This is a genomic window from Aeromonas diversa CDC 2478-85 (assembly GCF_000819805.1).
In the GTDB taxonomy this organism is placed as follows: domain Bacteria; phylum Pseudomonadota; class Gammaproteobacteria; order Enterobacterales; family Aeromonadaceae; genus Aeromonas; species Aeromonas diversa.
In genome coordinates this window covers 174,222-188,368 of record NZ_CDCE01000031.1, presented here as the reverse complement: position 1 = coordinate 188,368, position 14,147 = coordinate 174,222, and the positions used below count along the sequence as shown (strand labels likewise).

The 14,147-nt window shown below is 61.1% G+C and carries 19 protein-coding genes; 6 read left to right on the top strand and 13 right to left on the bottom strand.

Features of this window, described 5'->3' with window-relative positions:
• Nucleotides 1–17 precede the first annotated feature (17 nt).
• Nucleotides 18–776: an SDR family NAD(P)-dependent oxidoreductase gene (locus tag BN1121_RS13260; RefSeq protein WP_005351774.1), complete on the bottom strand. Its 759-nt coding sequence runs from the start codon at nucleotides 774–776 to the stop codon at nucleotides 18–20.
• A 102-nt stretch (nucleotides 777–878) separates the two neighbouring features.
• On the opposite strand from BN1121_RS13260, the gene BN1121_RS13255 reads away from it, so the two are divergent.
• Complete coding sequence (locus BN1121_RS13255) at nucleotides 879–1,778, top strand: LysR family transcriptional regulator (RefSeq protein ID WP_043597942.1); 900 nt, start codon at nucleotides 879–881, stop codon at nucleotides 1,776–1,778.
• A gap of 108 nt (nucleotides 1,779–1,886) precedes the next feature.
• Here the strand turns inward: BN1121_RS13255 and yaaA are convergent, their stop codons facing one another.
• From yaaA to tapT, 3 genes are read right to left on the bottom strand one after another with little or no spacing between them, the layout of a single operon-like run.
• Complete coding sequence (yaaA, locus tag BN1121_RS13250; protein ID WP_005351764.1) at nucleotides 1,887–2,666, bottom strand: peroxide stress protein YaaA; 780 nt, start codon at nucleotides 2,664–2,666, stop codon at nucleotides 1,887–1,889.
• Between the two features lie 14 nt (nucleotides 2,667–2,680).
• Nucleotides 2,681–3,799 (bottom strand): PilT/PilU family type 4a pilus ATPase, encoded by a 1,119-nt coding sequence (locus BN1121_RS13245; RefSeq protein WP_005351757.1) that lies wholly within the window; start codon nucleotides 3,797–3,799, stop codon nucleotides 2,681–2,683.
• An 8-nt stretch (nucleotides 3,800–3,807) separates the two neighbouring features.
• Nucleotides 3,808–4,842 carry a type IVa pilus ATPase TapT gene (tapT, locus tag BN1121_RS13240; RefSeq protein WP_005351755.1) on the bottom strand — a complete coding sequence of 345 codons (1,035 nt, stop codon included), beginning with the start codon at nucleotides 4,840–4,842 and terminating at the stop codon, nucleotides 3,808–3,810.
• A 39-nt stretch (nucleotides 4,843–4,881) separates the two neighbouring features.
• Here tapT and BN1121_RS13235 point away from each other — a divergent pair, with 39 nt between their 5' ends.
• The 5 genes from BN1121_RS13235 to BN1121_RS13215 are packed head-to-tail and all read left to right on the top strand — an operon-like array spanning nucleotide 4,882 to nucleotide 7,715.
• Nucleotides 4,882–5,583, top strand: a complete 702-nt coding sequence (locus BN1121_RS13235; RefSeq protein WP_005351752.1) for a YggS family pyridoxal phosphate-dependent enzyme — start codon at nucleotides 4,882–4,884, stop codon at nucleotides 5,581–5,583.
• Between the two features lie 11 nt (nucleotides 5,584–5,594).
• Nucleotides 5,595–6,416: a pyrroline-5-carboxylate reductase gene (gene proC, locus BN1121_RS13230; RefSeq protein ID WP_005351749.1), complete on the top strand. Its 822-nt coding sequence runs from the start codon at nucleotides 5,595–5,597 to the stop codon at nucleotides 6,414–6,416.
• A 9-nt stretch (nucleotides 6,417–6,425) separates the two neighbouring features.
• Nucleotides 6,426–6,977, top strand: coding sequence for a YggT family protein (locus BN1121_RS13225; RefSeq protein ID WP_005351745.1), 552 nt, complete (start codon nucleotides 6,426–6,428; stop codon nucleotides 6,975–6,977).
• Nucleotides 6,977–7,267 carry a DUF167 family protein YggU gene (gene yggU, locus BN1121_RS13220; protein ID WP_005351743.1) on the top strand — a complete coding sequence of 97 codons (291 nt, stop codon included), beginning with the start codon at nucleotides 6,977–6,979 and terminating at the stop codon, nucleotides 7,265–7,267. The genes BN1121_RS13225 and yggU overlap by 1 nt, the downstream gene beginning before the upstream one ends.
• A gap of 31 nt (nucleotides 7,268–7,298) precedes the next feature.
• Complete coding sequence (locus BN1121_RS13215) at nucleotides 7,299–7,715, top strand: DUF4426 domain-containing protein (protein WP_005351741.1); 417 nt, start codon at nucleotides 7,299–7,301, stop codon at nucleotides 7,713–7,715.
• 44 nt (nucleotides 7,716–7,759) lie between these two features.
• Here BN1121_RS13215 and BN1121_RS13210 read toward each other — a convergent pair whose 3' ends face one another.
• The 9 genes from BN1121_RS13210 to ispF form a co-directional block, all read right to left on the bottom strand.
• Nucleotides 7,760–8,176 (bottom strand): hypothetical protein, encoded by a 417-nt coding sequence (locus tag BN1121_RS13210; protein ID WP_005351740.1) that lies wholly within the window; start codon nucleotides 8,174–8,176, stop codon nucleotides 7,760–7,762.
• Between the two features lie 107 nt (nucleotides 8,177–8,283).
• Nucleotides 8,284–8,556 carry a nucleoid-associated protein HU-alpha gene (gene hupA, locus BN1121_RS13205; protein ID WP_005351739.1) on the bottom strand — a complete coding sequence of 91 codons (273 nt, stop codon included), beginning with the start codon at nucleotides 8,554–8,556 and terminating at the stop codon, nucleotides 8,284–8,286.
• A 215-nt stretch (nucleotides 8,557–8,771) separates the two neighbouring features.
• The gene (gene rpoS, locus BN1121_RS13200) at nucleotides 8,772–9,755 is read right to left on the bottom strand and encodes an RNA polymerase sigma factor RpoS (RefSeq protein WP_005351737.1); all 984 of its coding nucleotides are present in this window, start codon (nucleotides 9,753–9,755) and stop codon (nucleotides 8,772–8,774) included.
• 40 nt (nucleotides 9,756–9,795) lie between these two features.
• Entirely contained in the window at nucleotides 9,796–10,650 is an 855-nt protein-coding gene (locus BN1121_RS13195; protein ID WP_043157403.1) for a peptidoglycan DD-metalloendopeptidase family protein, read from the bottom strand.
• 9 nt (nucleotides 10,651–10,659) lie between these two features.
• A complete protein-coding gene (locus tag BN1121_RS13190; protein WP_005351732.1) occupies nucleotides 10,660–11,241 on the bottom strand; it encodes a YqaA family protein in 582 nt (193 codons plus the stop codon).
• Nucleotides 11,238–11,855, bottom strand: coding sequence for a protein-L-isoaspartate(D-aspartate) O-methyltransferase (locus BN1121_RS13185; RefSeq protein WP_043157402.1), 618 nt, complete (start codon nucleotides 11,853–11,855; stop codon nucleotides 11,238–11,240). The genes BN1121_RS13190 and BN1121_RS13185 overlap by 4 nt, the downstream gene beginning before the upstream one ends.
• A 4-nt stretch (nucleotides 11,856–11,859) precedes the next feature.
• A complete protein-coding gene (gene surE / locus BN1121_RS13180; RefSeq protein WP_005351725.1) occupies nucleotides 11,860–12,606 on the bottom strand; it encodes a 5'/3'-nucleotidase SurE in 747 nt (248 codons plus the stop codon).
• Complete coding sequence (truD, locus tag BN1121_RS13175) at nucleotides 12,587–13,639, bottom strand: tRNA pseudouridine(13) synthase TruD (RefSeq protein ID WP_005351723.1); 1,053 nt, start codon at nucleotides 13,637–13,639, stop codon at nucleotides 12,587–12,589. The genes surE and truD overlap by 20 nt, the downstream gene beginning before the upstream one ends.
• Nucleotides 13,639–14,115 carry a 2-C-methyl-D-erythritol 2,4-cyclodiphosphate synthase gene (gene ispF / locus BN1121_RS13170; RefSeq protein ID WP_005351722.1) on the bottom strand — a complete coding sequence of 159 codons (477 nt, stop codon included), beginning with the start codon at nucleotides 14,113–14,115 and terminating at the stop codon, nucleotides 13,639–13,641. The genes truD and ispF overlap by 1 nt, the downstream gene beginning before the upstream one ends.
• Nucleotides 14,116–14,147 lie beyond the last annotated feature (32 nt).

The window sequence follows — 14,147 nt, the reverse complement described above, 5'->3', positions numbered from 1 at the left end:
CCCCGGCCTGTCGCGTTTTACAGGAACATGCCCCCCGAGGCCTCGATGCGTTGACCGGTGACCCAGAGTCCCGGCTCGCACAGTAGCATGGCCACCGCGTTGCCGATGTCCTCCGGCAGGCCGACCCGCCCCAAAGCGGTCTGGCTGGCGATGTAGCGGTTCACGTCCGCGTTGTCGCGCACCACCCCGCCCCCGAAATCGGTCTCGATGGCCCCCGGCGCCAGCACATTGACCCGGATCCCGCGCCCGCCCTGTTCCTTGGCAAGGTAGCGGGTGAGCACCTCGACGCCCCCTTTCATGGCTGCGTAGGCGGCGTAGCCCGGCAGGGCAAAGCGGGCCAGCCCGGTGGAGACGTTGAGGATCTGCCCACCGTCCTCGATACGCGGCAGCAAGGCCCGGGTGAGGAAGAAGACCCCCTTGAGGTGCACCTGCATCAGGGCGTCGAACTGCGCCTCAGTGGTCTCGACGAAGGGGACGTGGATGCCGATGCCGGCGTTGTTGACCAGGGCATCGAGGCGCTCACGCCCCCAGGTGGTACGCAGGGTGTCGTCAAGCACCTCGGCGAAGGCGGCAAAGCCGCCGCACTCGGCGGTGTCGAGCGGCAGGATGGCAACACGCCGCCCCAAGGCGGTGAGTTCGCTCTGCAGCGCCTCGGCCTCGGCACGACCACTGCGATAGGTCAGCACCAGATCGACACCACGCTGTGCCAGGGAACGCGCCATCTGGCGGCCGAGACCGCGGCTGGCGCCGGTAATGAGAACAATCTTCTGTGTCATGGTCGACTCCTGTGATTCGCATTGAGACGCGCTCAGTGTATTGTGCGAATAACAGCGAATAAGCCCCCAGTACTCGGATGCACTATCCGCATGGAGCGAACAATGGACCGTTTGACCCAGATCCGCATCTTCTTGCGCGTCGCCGAACTCGGCAGCTTCGTGCGCGCCGCCGAGCAGATCGGCCTGCCGCGCAGCAGCGTCTCACAGGCGCTGCAACGGCTGGAAGCCCAGCTCGGGGTGCGCCTGCTGCACCGCACCACCCGCCGGGTGGAGCTGACCCAGGACGGTCAGCACTACTACGAGCGCAGCCTGGTCCTGCTCGGGGAGTTCGACGAGCTGGAGCAGCTGTTTCGCCCCGAGCAACAGCTGCGTGGTGTGCTGCGCATCGACATGCCGACCGGCATGGCCCGCCATCTGGTGATCCCGGCCCTGCCCACCTTCCTCGAGCGCCATCCCGACTTGCACCTGCAGCTGAGCAGCACAGATCGCCGGGTCGATCCGGTGGCCGAGGGATTCGATGCGGTGATCCGGGTCGGTCCGCTGGAGGACTCCAGCCTGGTGGCTCGCCCACTTGGCTGGCTGCCCCAGATCAACTGCGCCAGCCCGGATTATCTCGCCCGCCACGGCGTACCCAGCACACTGGCGGACCTCACCGGACACCGCCTGATCCAGTTCAGCGCCCGGCTCGCAGGGAGACCGGCCGGTTTCGAGCGCGCGGGAGGCGATCCCCTGCCCATGGCGGCAGCACTCACGGTCAACAGTGCCGAGGCCTACACCGCCGCCTGCCTTGCCGGCATCGGCATCATCCAGGCCCCCGAGTACGGGGTGCGCCACTGGCTGGCGAGCGGTGAGCTCAAGGCCATCTTGCCAACCCACCTCCCCCCGCCCCTGCCCTTCGCAGTGCTCTATGCCGAGCGCCGCCACATGAGCCGGCGTCTGCGCGCCTTCCTCGACTGGCTGCACGCCAGGGTTGACGAAGTCGGGCTGAGTGCCAGACCGTGACGCGGGTCCATAAAAAAAGCCGATATCATTCAGACATCGGCCTTAAGAAAGTGCTTACAACAGAGGATTCAATGAATAAGACTCCGGTCAGCACTGTTGGTTCCATCGTTACGATGCTTTTTCTTCCCGTTTGAATACCAGCGTGTCAGCATTCGACTCCTGCGGCACGAAGTAATAGCCATCCACATCAAACGCCGACACATCCTCTACCCGACTGATGCGATTAACCAGTAGCCAGCGGGCCATCATTCCCCTCGCCTTCTTGGCATAGAAGCTGATGATCTTGTACTGGCCGTTCTTGGCATCCTTGAACACCGGGGTCACGATGCGCCCTTGGAGTGCCTTGGGGCGCACCGACTTGAAGTACTCGTCGGAGGCGAGGTTCACCAGCACGTCGTCACCCTGGTCGACCAGAGCCTGGTTCAGCGTGGCGGTGATGATGTCGCCCCAGAAGGTATAGAGATCCTTGCCGCGCGGGTTATCGAGACGAGTCCCCATCTCGAGGCGATAGGGCATCATCAGATCGAGCGGACGCAGTACGCCGTAGAGACCGGAGAGCATGCGCAGGTGCTCCTGAGCGTAGCGCAGATCGGCCTCGTCCAGGCTCTCGGCATCCAGCCCGGTATAGACATCGCCCTTGAAGGCGAAGATGGCCTGACGCGCATTGTCGAGGGTAAAGCCCGGCTGCCACTCGGCGAACCGTGCCGCATTGAGCCCCGCCAACTTGTCGCTGATCTTCATCAGCGCGCCAATTTGGGCAGGGGTCAGCTGGCGAGCCCTGGCGATCAGCTCGGCCGAGTGATCCAGGAGTCCAGGCAAGGTGTGGCGTTGGGTCGGCAGGGGGGATTCATAATCCAGCGTCTTGGCCGGAGAGACCACCATCAGCATAAGCGTCCTCAGTATCAGTCCATATCCGGCTGCAGGGTAACATTATCCAGAGAGCCGGAGCCAAGTTTCTCACCCCCCTTCAACTTGATCATCAACCTGAGGTCATTCACCGAATCGGCATGAGCAAGGGCCGTTTCCATGCTGATCTGCCCGGCCACATAGAGATCGAACAGGGATTGATCGAAAGTCACCATCCCCAACTCGCGGGAGCGCCCCATCACCTCCTTGAGCCTGTCCACCTCTCCCTTGCGGATGATGTCGCCAATTAACGGGGTGTTAAACAGGATCTCGAAGGCGGCGCAGCGCCCTTCCCCCTGCTGCAGCGGCAATAACTGCTGAGCGACGATGGCCTTGAGGTTGAAGGCGAGATCGTAGCGTAGCTGGCGCTGGCGCCCCTCAGGCATCAGATGCATGATCCGCTCGATCGCCTGGTCGGCGTTGTTGGCGTGCAGGGTTGCCATGCAAATGTGGCCCGTTTCGGCGAACTGGAGGGCAAACTCCATGGTCTCCTGAGAGCGGATCTCACCGATCAGGATAAGGTCCGGTGCCTGGCGCAGTGAACTGCGTAACGCGGCATCAAAGGACACAGTATCCAGCCCCACCTCCCGCTGGGTGACGATGCTGCGCCCATGCTGGTGCACGAATTCCACCGGATCCTCCACCGTGAGAATATGGCCGTCCGCATGCTGGTTGCGATAGCCAATCATGGCCGCCTGGGTGGTGGTCTTACCGGCGCCGGTGGCACCGACGAAGAGGATCAGCCCCCGTTTGGCCATCACCACCTCTTTGAGAACAGGCGGCAGCTTGAGATCCTCAAAGGTGGGAATACGGCTCTCGATACGGCGCAGCACCATACCGGGCTGGGCCAGCTGCAAGAAAGCACTGACCCGAAAACGACCCAGTCCCGGACGATGAATCGCGAAGTTGGCCTCACGGGTCTGCTCAAAACGGCGGCGAGTCTCCTCATCCATGATCGCCGTCATCGCCGCGGTGACCCCCTCTGCTGACAAGGGCCCATCAGCAAGGGCTACCAAGTGCCCAGCCTGTTTCACTGTGGGGGCCATGCCGGTGGTGACGAAGAGATCGGATCCGCGTCGTGCCACCAGCTCGGACAACCAGGCATCCATGCTCATAGGAACTCCTATATGCTGTTGGGATCGGCTGCCTTACTCCTGGCATCCTGTTGAGTAACCACACCGCGCCCCACCAACTGCTTGAGGCACTGATCCATGGTCTGCATGCCGTGCGTCATACCGGTCTGGATCACCGAGTAAAGCTGGGGGACCTTGTCCTCGCGAATCAAGTTTCGCACCGCCGGGATACCTATCATGATCTCGTGTGCGGCTACCCGCCCCCCGCCGATACGCTTGAGCAGGGTCTGTGAGATGACCGCCCGCAGTGACTCGGACAGCATGGAACGCACCATGTCCTTTTCCGCCCCGGGGAAGACGTCGATGATACGATCGATGGTCTTGGCCGCAGACGAGGTGTGCAGGGTACCGAACACAAGGTGACCCGTCTCGGCCGCCGTCATCGCCAGGCGAATGGTTTCGAGATCCCGCATTTCCCCCACCAGTATGATGTCGGGGTCTTCACGCAGTGCCGAGCGCAAGGCGTTATTAAAACTCTTGGTATCCCGGTGCACCTCGCGCTGGTTGACCAGGCAACGCTTGTTCTCATGCACAAATTCGATGGGGTCCTCGATGGTGAGGATGTGATGGTGAAAGGTTTCGTTGATGTAGTTGACCATGGCGGCCAGGGTCGTCGACTTACCCGAACCGGTCGGCCCCGTCACCAACACCAACCCGCGCGGGTACTCGGCGATCTTGCGAAATACCTCGGGGGCATCGAGTTCATCCAGGGTCAATACCGTACTCGGAATGGTCCGAAAGACGGCGCCAGAGCCACGGGATTGCTGGAAGGCGTTGACACGAAAACGGGCCAAGCCGGGGATCTCGAAGGAGAAGTCGACCTCGTAATTCTCCTCAAGTTCCTTGCGTTGTTGGTCATTCATGATGTCGTAGATGAGGGCATGAACCTCCCTGTGCTCCAGGACAGGCAGATTGATCTTGCGCATCTCCCCATCGACTCGGATCATGGGCGGCACCCCGGCAGAAAGGTGTAGATCCGAGGCTTTATGCTTTACACTGAAGGCCAATAACTCTGTGATATCCATAGACTTGTCATTCTCCCATTGCGCATCACTAACTGAACCATGAGCCAGATTGCCCAGCACCTCGCCGAGGTGGCGGATAGAATTGCCAACGCTGAAACCAAGGCCGGCCGTGCCGCTGGCAGCGTCGCCCTGTTGGCGGTCAGCAAGACCAAGCCCCTGGAGGCCATTGTTGCCGCTTTTGGCTGCGGACAGCGTCGCTTCGGTGAATCCTATGCCCAGGAGGCGGTCGATAAGATCGACCATCTGCGCCAGGATCCCGCCTTTGATACCCTGGAGTGGCACTTTATCGGCCCCCTGCAGTCCAACAAGACCCGGCCGGTGGCTGAACGCTTCCACTGGGTACAGAGTGTAGACAGACCCAAGCTGATCGAGCGCCTGCAATCCCAGAGACCGCCCCATATGCCGCCGCTAAATATCTGTCTGCAAATCAATATTAGCGGAGAGAGCAGCAAATCAGGAACCACGGAGGAGGAGATTTTCCACCTAGCCAGACTGGTTTCAGGCTGTGATCGACTGGTGCTCAGAGGCCTGATGGCCATTCCCGAGCACACCGCCGATGCCGGGCGTCTGGCCGAGCAGATGGCGCGTATGCAGCAACTGTTCACTCGTCTCAAGGCACAATATCCCTCTGTCGACACCCTCTCCATGGGCATGACCGAGGATCTCGAACCCGCGATCTGCCATGGCAGCACCATGGTGAGGATCGGCACCGCCATCTTCGGTGCCCGCGACTATTCATAAGCAGGATGCCTATGCAACACAGACAGATCGCCTTTATCGGGGCCGGCAACATGAGCCGCAGCATCATACTGGGGCTGGTGCGCGCCGGTTATCCGGCCCGCTGTATCACGGCCGCCAACCCCAGCCGTCCCAAGCTCGATGCTCTGGCCGGCGAAACCGGCATCCAGATCACCCAGAACAATCTTGAGGCGGCGCGGGGAGCCGACGTGATCGTGCTGGCGGTCAAGCCCCAGCTGATGGCCGATATGCTGGCGCAGCTATGCGCCGAGCCGGGCATACTGGAGGGTAAGCTGCTTATCTCCATCGCCGCAGGAATCCGGGTCGAGCGCCTCGCCCAGATGACGCGGCAGACCCGTATCATCCGCTGCATGCCCAACACCCCCGCCCTGCTCGGGCTCGGCATGACCGGGCTTTACGCGCCTGTCCAAGTGGATGAGGCCGATCGCCACTTCGCAGAGCAGATGTTGCAGGCCGTTGGCCAGACCCTCTGGGTTGCCGAAGAGGCGGGCATCAACGGCGTCATTGCCGCCGCCGGCAGCGCTCCGGCCTACTTCTTTCTCTTCATGCAGGCCATCTGTGAAGAAGCCGAGCGGATGGGGTTCACCCCCGAGCAGGCCCGCACCCTGGTCCAGCAGACCGCCATCGGCGCCGCCGCCATGGTGGAGCAAAATCCAACCCTCTCCCTGTCACAGCTGCGCGAGCAGGTGACCAGTAAGGGAGGTACGACCGCCGAAGCGATCCGCACCTTCCAGGAGCAGGGGTTGCAGCAGATCACCAGCCACGCCATGCAGGCCGCCGTTCGCCGTGCGGGCGAGATGGAATCACTCTTTTAAGGAGTCTCGATGAATACCGCCTTTTTCCTTATCAACACCGTCTTCGATCTCTACCTCATGGTCGTGCTGCTGCGCCTCTGGCTGCAATGGGCCCGCGCCGACTTCTATAACCCCCTGAGCCAGACCGTGGTCAAGCTCACCTCACCGCTGCTCATCCCCCTGCGCCGGGTGATCCCCAGCGTGGGCAACCTGGATCTCGCCTCTGTGGTGCTGGCCCTGGCCGTGGCGATGGGTAAGCTGGCACTGCTCAAGAGTCTGGGGGTGTTGCAGGCCGACTGGCTCAGCCTCGCTCTCTTCGCCGGTCTGACCGTCCTCAAGAAGGCCGGCTCTATGGTCTTCTGGATCCTGCTTATCCGCGCCATCCTGAGCTGGGTAAGCCAGGGCCGTAACCCCATCGAGTACGTGATGCATCAGCTGACCGAACCCTTCTTGCAGCCGATTCGCCGCATTCTGCCCTCCCTGGGCGGGCTGGATCTCTCCGTATTGGTCGCCTTCATCGCCCTACAGGCAATCAACTACCTGCTCGGCGATCTCTTCGGTCAACTCTGGTGGATGATCTGATGACGGCGGCCTGCTGGCAGGGCGAAGTACTGGTACTTCAGCTCCTTATCCAGCCCAAGGCGAGCCGGGATCAGATCGTTGGGCTCCACGGGGAAGAGGTCAAAGTGGCCATTACGGCACCTCCGGTGGACGGACAGGCCAATGCCCACCTGGTCAAATATCTGGCCAAGCAGTTCAAGGTGGCCAAGGGGCAGGTGAAGGTGATTCGCGGCGAGTTGGGGCGCCATAAGGCGGTCAGCATAGACGCGCCGCGCGTCATCCCCGATGAGATTGCAGCCCTGTTAAACTGAGAGTGAATGTCACGGACAAGGAGAAGCGACGATGAGAGCATGGTTAGGCGCTCTGCTGGGGATGATGCTGGCACTCCCCAGCCAGGCAGAGCAAGTGAAGGAGGTGGGTCCATGGAATGTGCACTACAGTGCCTTCGCCTCCAGCTTCCTGACACCGGAGGTCGCCACTCAATACCAGGTTGAGCGCAGCCGCTATAACGGCGTCATCAACATAGCAGTACAAGACAAGCAGGGGGTTTCCCAGACGGTCGGCATCGTCGGTGAGGCACGCAATCTGACCGGCACGGTACGGACTCTTACCTTTAGGGAAGTCAAAGAGGGTAAGGCCATCTACTACCTGGCCGAGCTTCCCTACCGCAATGAAGATACCTATCGCATTTCCCTGACCCTGATGGGCAACGGCAAGCAGTGGCCGCTGGAGTTCCAGCACACCTTCTACGTGGAGTAATCCCTATTCAGGTTGTCACGGGGGAGACCAGGGTCTCCCCTGTTTTATTCAACCAGATGCAACTCGGGGGGGCGTGAGGTCAGGATGTCGACACAATAATCCCAGGTCGAGATCCGGTAGTGCTGCAGATCCTCATCCAGATGCACACCCTTGGACTCTTGATGAAACCAGGCCGCGAAGCGCGACGGGGTGATGATCTGGATCTGCTCCTCGACGGTGTGGCTACTCATACCATCGGAGAGATCCCCATCCTCCACCACCCGCAGGGCGAACACATGGTGGAAATAGACATGACACTGGGTCAGCGGGGGAATATCGATACTGCGAGCTCGTCCCAAGGCGATATTCAGGGTATCACCCCAGATGTCGTGATGCAGATCGACTACCACCAACCCGGGCGATAACTGCCTGGAAGGGGCCCAGGGAATGGCCACCTGGCCTATGGTCATGGGATGTGCCATACCTACCTCCCGCTACCGCTTTCCCTTCAGTTTATCCGAAAAAGAGAGGGGTAAGCACAATAAAAAACCCGGCACATCAGGCCGGGTTTTCGGTAGAAACGAGCGTCTTACTTGACGGCATCCTTGAGCGCCTTGCCGGCAACAAAAGAAGGCACGTTGGCAGCGGCGATCTGGATCTCCTTGCCGGTCTGGGGGTTGCGACCGGTACGGCCAGCACGGTGGTTAACCTTGAAGGTGCCGAAACCAACCAGCTGGACGGCATCGCCCTCTTTCAGGCTCTGGGTGATACCTGCCAGGATCTCCTCCAGAGCAGCCTTGGCCTGAGCCTTGCTCAGATCGGCTTTCGCGGCGATAGCATCGACAAGTTGCGCTTTGTTCATAAGTTATCCTTTATCAACTGGCAATTAGCACGGCTTCACTCTATGCAAAAAGAGGTTGTCAGGCAAAGCCTTTATCCCCTTTGAGCCCTCAAATGGCGGGCTTTTCATCAAGATCTGCGGAAACAATCACACAACCGGCGACTCTGGCCGCAGACCTGTACATCCCGCCAATAAAATGAGGGGGACCAGCCCCCTCCCCATTTCACTTATCCTGCTCAACCGTTACGAAAGAGAGCGTCGATAGAGAGCCCCTGAGAGAGCAGCACCTCACGCAGACGACGCAGGGCCTCCACCTGGATCTGACGCACCCGCTCGCGGGTTAATCCGATCTCATGCCCCACATCCTCCAGCGTCGCCGCCTCATAGCCCAACAGGCCAAAGCGACGGGCGAGAACCTCTCGCTGCTTCGGGTTAAGCTCCTCCAGCCAGTGCACTATGCTGCTGCGCATGTCATCTTCCTGAGTCTCCAGCTCGGGACCGGATCCCCGCTCATCGGAGAGGACATCGAGCAGAGCCTTGTCCTTGTCTCCACCGATCGGCGTATCGACCGAGCTTATCTTCTCATTGAGTTTGAGCATGCGGCTCACATCTTCGACCGGTTTGTCCAAGGCAGAGGCGATATCTTCTGCGGTAGGTTCGTGATCCAGGCGGTGTGCCAGTTCACGGGCGGTACGCAAGTAGACATTGAGCTCTTTGACGACGTGGATCGGCAGTCGAATGGTGCGGGTCTGATTCATGATGGCCCGCTCTATGGTTTGGCGGATCCACCAGGTGGCGTAGGTGGAGAAGCGAAAACCCCGCTCGGGGTCAAACTTCTCAACGGCGCGGATGAGGCCCAGATTCCCCTCTTCGATCAGATCGAGCAGGGCAAGACCACGATTGTTGTAACGGCGGGCAATTTTTACAACCAGTCGCAAGTTGGATTCGATCATCCGCTTGCGGGCGGCCTTGTCGCCACGCAGGGCGCGGCGGGCAAAGTAGACTTCCTCTTCGGCAGTGAGGAGCGGAGAGAAACCAATCTCTCCCAGATAGAGCTGGGTCGCATCCATGACCCGATTGAGTTCAGGGCTAAACACCTCGTCACTCACCCCTTCTTCGGTGGCAACGACGGTGAGCTCCTCCTCTTCTTCTGCGCTCTCTATCTCTTCATCAAGCTCGAATTCAACGTCCTGTACATCCAGCTTATCTTCTTGGCTCATGGCATCCCTCCAGAACCAGAGTCACGCTTTCTCTCTGGGGTTAACGCTTGGGCAGATAGCTCATCGGATTAACCGACTTGCCCTTGTACCGGATTTCAAAGTGCAGACGCACATCCGGCGCATCCGTGCTTCCCATATCGGCAATGACCATCCCTTTCTTGACACTCTGTCCCTCCTGCACCCGCAACTGGTCGTTGTGGGCATAAGCGGAGAGATACTCATCGTCATGTTTGAGAATGATCAGCTTGCCGTATCCCCGCAGTGCACTGCCGGCATAGACCACCTTGCCGTCACTTGCCGCAAAAACGGGCTGTCCCTTGGAGCCGGCGATATCGATTCCCTTGTTGCCCTGTTCGGCAGTAGAGAATCCCTCGACCAGTTTTCCTTCAGCAGGCCAGCGCCATCCAAGCGTGCTACTAACAGGGTTGTTGTTATTTTGAGCGGTTTCTTGAGCGTATTCTTTTGGCGCAGGCGCAGCAACGGTTTTCTTCTCCACCCAACGGGAAGTCTGACCAGTTGGCTTGACAACCGCCGGCTGTGCGACCACCACGGCGCCCCCAGCGGACTTGCTGCCCAGAGACTGGGATTCGAAGACGTGCAGACGCAGCTGTTGCCCCGGATAGATGTTGTAAGGCGCAGAGATGCCGTTGAGGCTGGCAATGGCGGGCACATTGGTGCCGGCATTGAAGGCGATGGAGTAGAGCGTGTCGCCCTTTCTCACCGTATAACTGTTGCCAGACAGGGTCCGCTGCTTGCCCACATAGCGCGCCGCACTGCCTGACTGATAGTCATTATTGATACTGCCGACCGGTGCCGGGTTTTGACTGGAAGAGCAGGCAAACAACAGACCGGACAACAGCACCGCGCTACTCTTTCGCCACTGCGACAGACTCATAACAATCCCTTACTTGCTAAACCAGAAATAGGCCGCCACGGCCAGAGCGATACAGAGCCAGCCCAGCACATCCACATAGTGCATCAGCTTGCGCTCCATCTTCTCGCCTCCCCAGCGCATCAACCCCGCGACCAGGAAGAAACGCATGCCGCGCCCGATGAGGGAGGTGACAATAAAGGGGAGCAACGCCATATGCAACAGTCCGGCCGTCACAGTGAACACCTTGTAGGGGATGGGGGTGAAACTGGCGATGAAGATGACCCAGATCCCCCAGTGCTCGAACCACTGCTCGGCCAGCACTATCTTGTCCTGATAACCCACGGCCGCCACCATGGGCTGCACGACGGGTTCCCACAGGGCGTAGCCCAGGGCATAACCAAACAGCGCCCCCAGCACAGAGAAGAGGGTCGCCAGCCCGGCGTAATGCCACGCCTTCTGCGGCTTGGCCAACGCCATGGGAGCCAACATCACATCGACCGGGATCGGCCAGAAGATGGATTCGATAAAGGCAGTACCCGACAGATAGAAGGGGGCATGGCGGTGACGAGCCCACACCATGACCATGATGTAGAGGCGGGAAAATAACTTCACTCAATTTCTCCGTTCACAAGAGGCACAAATCGCACCGGCTCCAGCGCTCGTTGAGTCAGCTGGGAGCCATTGCGTTCAATCAGCATCAGGGCCTGCAGATTCTCTCCCACCGGGATCACCATGCGCCCGCCATCGGCCAGCTGTTCCAGCAATGCCTGGGGCACTTCGCTGGCGGCCGCCGTCACCAAAATGGCATCAAAGGGCCCCTTCGATGCCCACCCTTCCCAGCCATTGCCGTGCCGGGTCGAGATATTGTGTAGATCGAGATTTCGCAGCCGCCGCCGCGCCTGATATTGCAGGGACTTGATGCGCTCAACCGTGTAGACGTGATCCACCAGGCGCGCCAACACCGCCGTCTGATAGCCAGAACCTGTGCCGATCTCCAACACATGGGCCGGCTCGTTCGCCACCACCAGCTCGGTCATACGCGCCACCATATAGGGTTGGGAGATGGTCTGGCCGTGCCCGATGGGCAGGGCCGTGTTATCCCAAGCCTGGTGTGCCATCGCCTCATCCACGAAGTATTCCCGCGGAATATCGGCAATAGCGGCCAGCACGCGATAATCGGTGATCCCTTTGGCAATAAGTTGATTCAATAGGCGCTGCTCTATCACACCCTCACCCTTGCTGTGCCAGCCAGGCCTCCAGGTTGCTCATGTTGCGATATGCCGTCATGTCGATGGTCAGCGGGGTGATGGAGACATAACCCTGCTCGATGGCGGCAAAGTCGGTTCCTTCCCCGGCGTCCTGGCGCGCGCCCGGTGGGCCAATCCAGTAGATCGCGTGACCACGCGGATCGCGTTCACGGATCACCGACTCGGCCCGGTGGCGGTTACCCAGGCGGGTCACCCTCATTCCCTTGATCTGCTCCAGCGGCAGATCCGGCACGTTGACGTTGAGGATCTGGTCCGCCGGCAGCGGGTAGCGCATCAGGGCGCGTACCAGCTGCACCGCGTAGTGGGCGGCGCTCTCGAAATGGGTGTCACCGACCAGGGAGACGGCAATGGAGGGGAAGCCGAGATGGCGCCCCTCGGTGGCCGCCGCCACTGTCCCGGAGTAGATGACGTCATCCCCCAGGTTGGCGCCGTGGTTGATACCCGCCACAACCATGTCGGGCTCGGGCTTGAGCAGCTCGTTGGCCGCCAGGTGCACGCAGTCGGTCGGCGTCCCTTTTACCGCATGAAAACCGGTCTCCTCCATCAGGCTGACCCGAAGGGGCACCTCCAGGGTCAGGGAGTGACTGGCGCCGCTGCGATTGCGATCCGGGGCGACCACAACCACCTCGCCGCACTCGGTCAGCGCCCGAGAGAGCACCCGGATGCCGCGGGCATGCACCCCGTCGTCATTACTCACCAGAATGCGCATGGGCCTCTCCGTGGTGATCCGCCTCGCGGGCATCGATCAGCTCGCGCACCACGCTGGTGGCAAACGCCCCGGCCGGCAGGAAGAACGCCAGGGTCAGGGTATCGCCTTCCAGCTGCCAGCTCATCGCCTCGGGACGCAGCAATAGCGGGCGGCGCTCCTGATCCATCCCGGCCTTCTCGAGCCCCTCGCGCCACTCGGCAAGTTCGCTCAGGGCCGCCTCTTCAAACGCGGCGGCCTCATGTTGGCTGGCCAGACGACCACGTCCCCACAGGGGCGCGGTCAGCTGCACATCGCCACTGGCCAGACGGGCGGCCAGCTCGGGCGTAACCTCGGGCTCACTGAAGATGGAGTGTGAGCCCTTGAGCATCAGGCAGTCGCCGGCGAGCAGGGTGTGAGCCAGCCCCTGTTCGATGCGGGCGGTCACGGCCGTGTTGAACAGCATGCTGCGCGCCGCCGACAGGTAGAGGGAGCGCTTGTTGCGATCCTTGATCCGCTTACCGCCGAACATGGCCTTGGCAGCCTCCAGGTTGTTGCCCCCCCGGCCGAAGCGCTGTTCGCCGTAGTAGTTGGGTACACCCTGCTCGGCTACCGCCTGCAGGCGGGCCTCGAGCCCCTCGCTGCCCGACAGCCCGGTCAGGCGCAGGGTGAAGCGGTTACCCTTGAGATAGCCGGTACGCAGCTTGCGGTTGTGGCGCTTGGCCTCGAGGATCTGGATGCTGTCGCTCTCGATGACGCTCAAGTCCGGCTCTGCCTTGCCGGGCAGGTGGATGCCGAACCACTGCTCGGTCACCGCGTGGCGATCCTTAAGCCCGGCCCAGGTCACCGCATTGCGGTTCACCCCGGCGGCGTCGGCCAACAGGCCCGCCACCCAGGCGGTGTTCTCGCCGGTCTTGCGCACCCGAACGAAGATATGTTCTCCCTCGCCGCAGGGCTCGAAACCGAGATCCTCGATAACGACGAAGTCGGACGGAGCGGCCTTGAGCACGCCGGTGACGGCCGGCTGGCCGTGCAGATAAGTCAGTTGTTCGAGCATTATTGTTTCACCAGCAATACCACGGCTTCGGTGGCGATCCCTTCTTTGCGGCCGGTAAAGCCGAGTTTCTCTGTGGTGGTCGCCTTGACGTTGACCCGGTTCAGCTCACATTCGAGATCGGCCGCCAGCACGGCGCACATGGCGTCGATGTGGGGCGCCATCTTGGGTGCCTGAGCGATGATGGTGACATCCAGGTTGCCGATACGATAGCCGGCCCCCTTGACGCGGGCGAACACGTCGCGCAGCAGGATGCGGCTGTCGATATTCTCGAACTCGGCGCTGGTGTCCGGGAAGTGGCGGCCGATGTCGCCGGCAGCGATGGCGCCGAGCAGGGCGTCGCTCACCGCGTGCAGCACCACATCGCCGTCCGAGTGAGCCAGCAGCCCCTGTTCATAGGGAACGGCCACACCACCCAGCATGCAGGGGCCCTCGCCCCCGAACTTGTGCACGTCAAAACCATGTCCGATCCGGATCACGCCATCTCCTCCTGCCGCGGCCTCGGCCGCGC

Excerpts from the sequence above, each read along its gene's own strand:
- BN1121_RS13210 (WP_005351740.1), bottom strand. The coding sequence starts at position 8,176 with ATGGCACATCCCATGACCATAGGCCAGGTGGCCATTCCCTGGGCCCCT.
- BN1121_RS13225 (WP_005351745.1), top strand. The coding sequence starts at position 6,426 with ATGAATACCGCCTTTTTCCTTATCAACACCGTCTTCGATCTCTACCTC.
- BN1121_RS13215 (WP_005351741.1), top strand. The coding sequence starts at position 7,299 with ATGAGAGCATGGTTAGGCGCTCTGCTGGGGATGATGCTGGCACTCCCC.
- yggU (WP_005351743.1), top strand. The coding sequence starts at position 6,977 with ATGACGGCGGCCTGCTGGCAGGGCGAAGTACTGGTACTTCAGCTCCTT.
- tapT (WP_005351755.1), bottom strand. The coding sequence starts at position 4,842 with ATGGATATCACAGAGTTATTGGCCTTCAGTGTAAAGCATAAAGCCTCG.
- BN1121_RS13260 (WP_005351774.1), bottom strand. The coding sequence starts at position 776 with ATGACACAGAAGATTGTTCTCATTACCGGCGCCAGCCGCGGTCTCGGC.
- surE (WP_005351725.1), bottom strand. The coding sequence starts at position 12,606 with ATGCGCATTCTGGTGAGTAATGACGACGGGGTGCATGCCCGCGGCATC.
- proC (WP_005351749.1), top strand. The coding sequence starts at position 5,595 with ATGCAACACAGACAGATCGCCTTTATCGGGGCCGGCAACATGAGCCGC.
- BN1121_RS13255 (WP_043597942.1), top strand. The coding sequence starts at position 879 with ATGGACCGTTTGACCCAGATCCGCATCTTCTTGCGCGTCGCCGAACTC.
- yaaA (WP_005351764.1), bottom strand. The coding sequence starts at position 2,666 with ATGCTGATGGTGGTCTCTCCGGCCAAGACGCTGGATTATGAATCCCCC.
- hupA (WP_005351739.1), bottom strand. The coding sequence starts at position 8,556 with ATGAACAAAGCGCAACTTGTCGATGCTATCGCCGCGAAAGCCGATCTG.
- truD (WP_005351723.1), bottom strand. The coding sequence starts at position 13,639 with ATGCTCGAACAACTGACTTATCTGCACGGCCAGCCGGCCGTCACCGGC.
- rpoS (WP_005351737.1), bottom strand. The coding sequence starts at position 9,755 with ATGAGCCAAGAAGATAAGCTGGATGTACAGGACGTTGAATTCGAGCTT.
- BN1121_RS13195 (WP_043157403.1), bottom strand. The coding sequence starts at position 10,650 with ATGAGTCTGTCGCAGTGGCGAAAGAGTAGCGCGGTGCTGTTGTCCGGT.
- BN1121_RS13245 (WP_005351757.1), bottom strand. The coding sequence starts at position 3,799 with ATGAGCATGGATGCCTGGTTGTCCGAGCTGGTGGCACGACGCGGATCC.
- BN1121_RS13235 (WP_005351752.1), top strand. The coding sequence starts at position 4,882 with ATGAGCCAGATTGCCCAGCACCTCGCCGAGGTGGCGGATAGAATTGCC.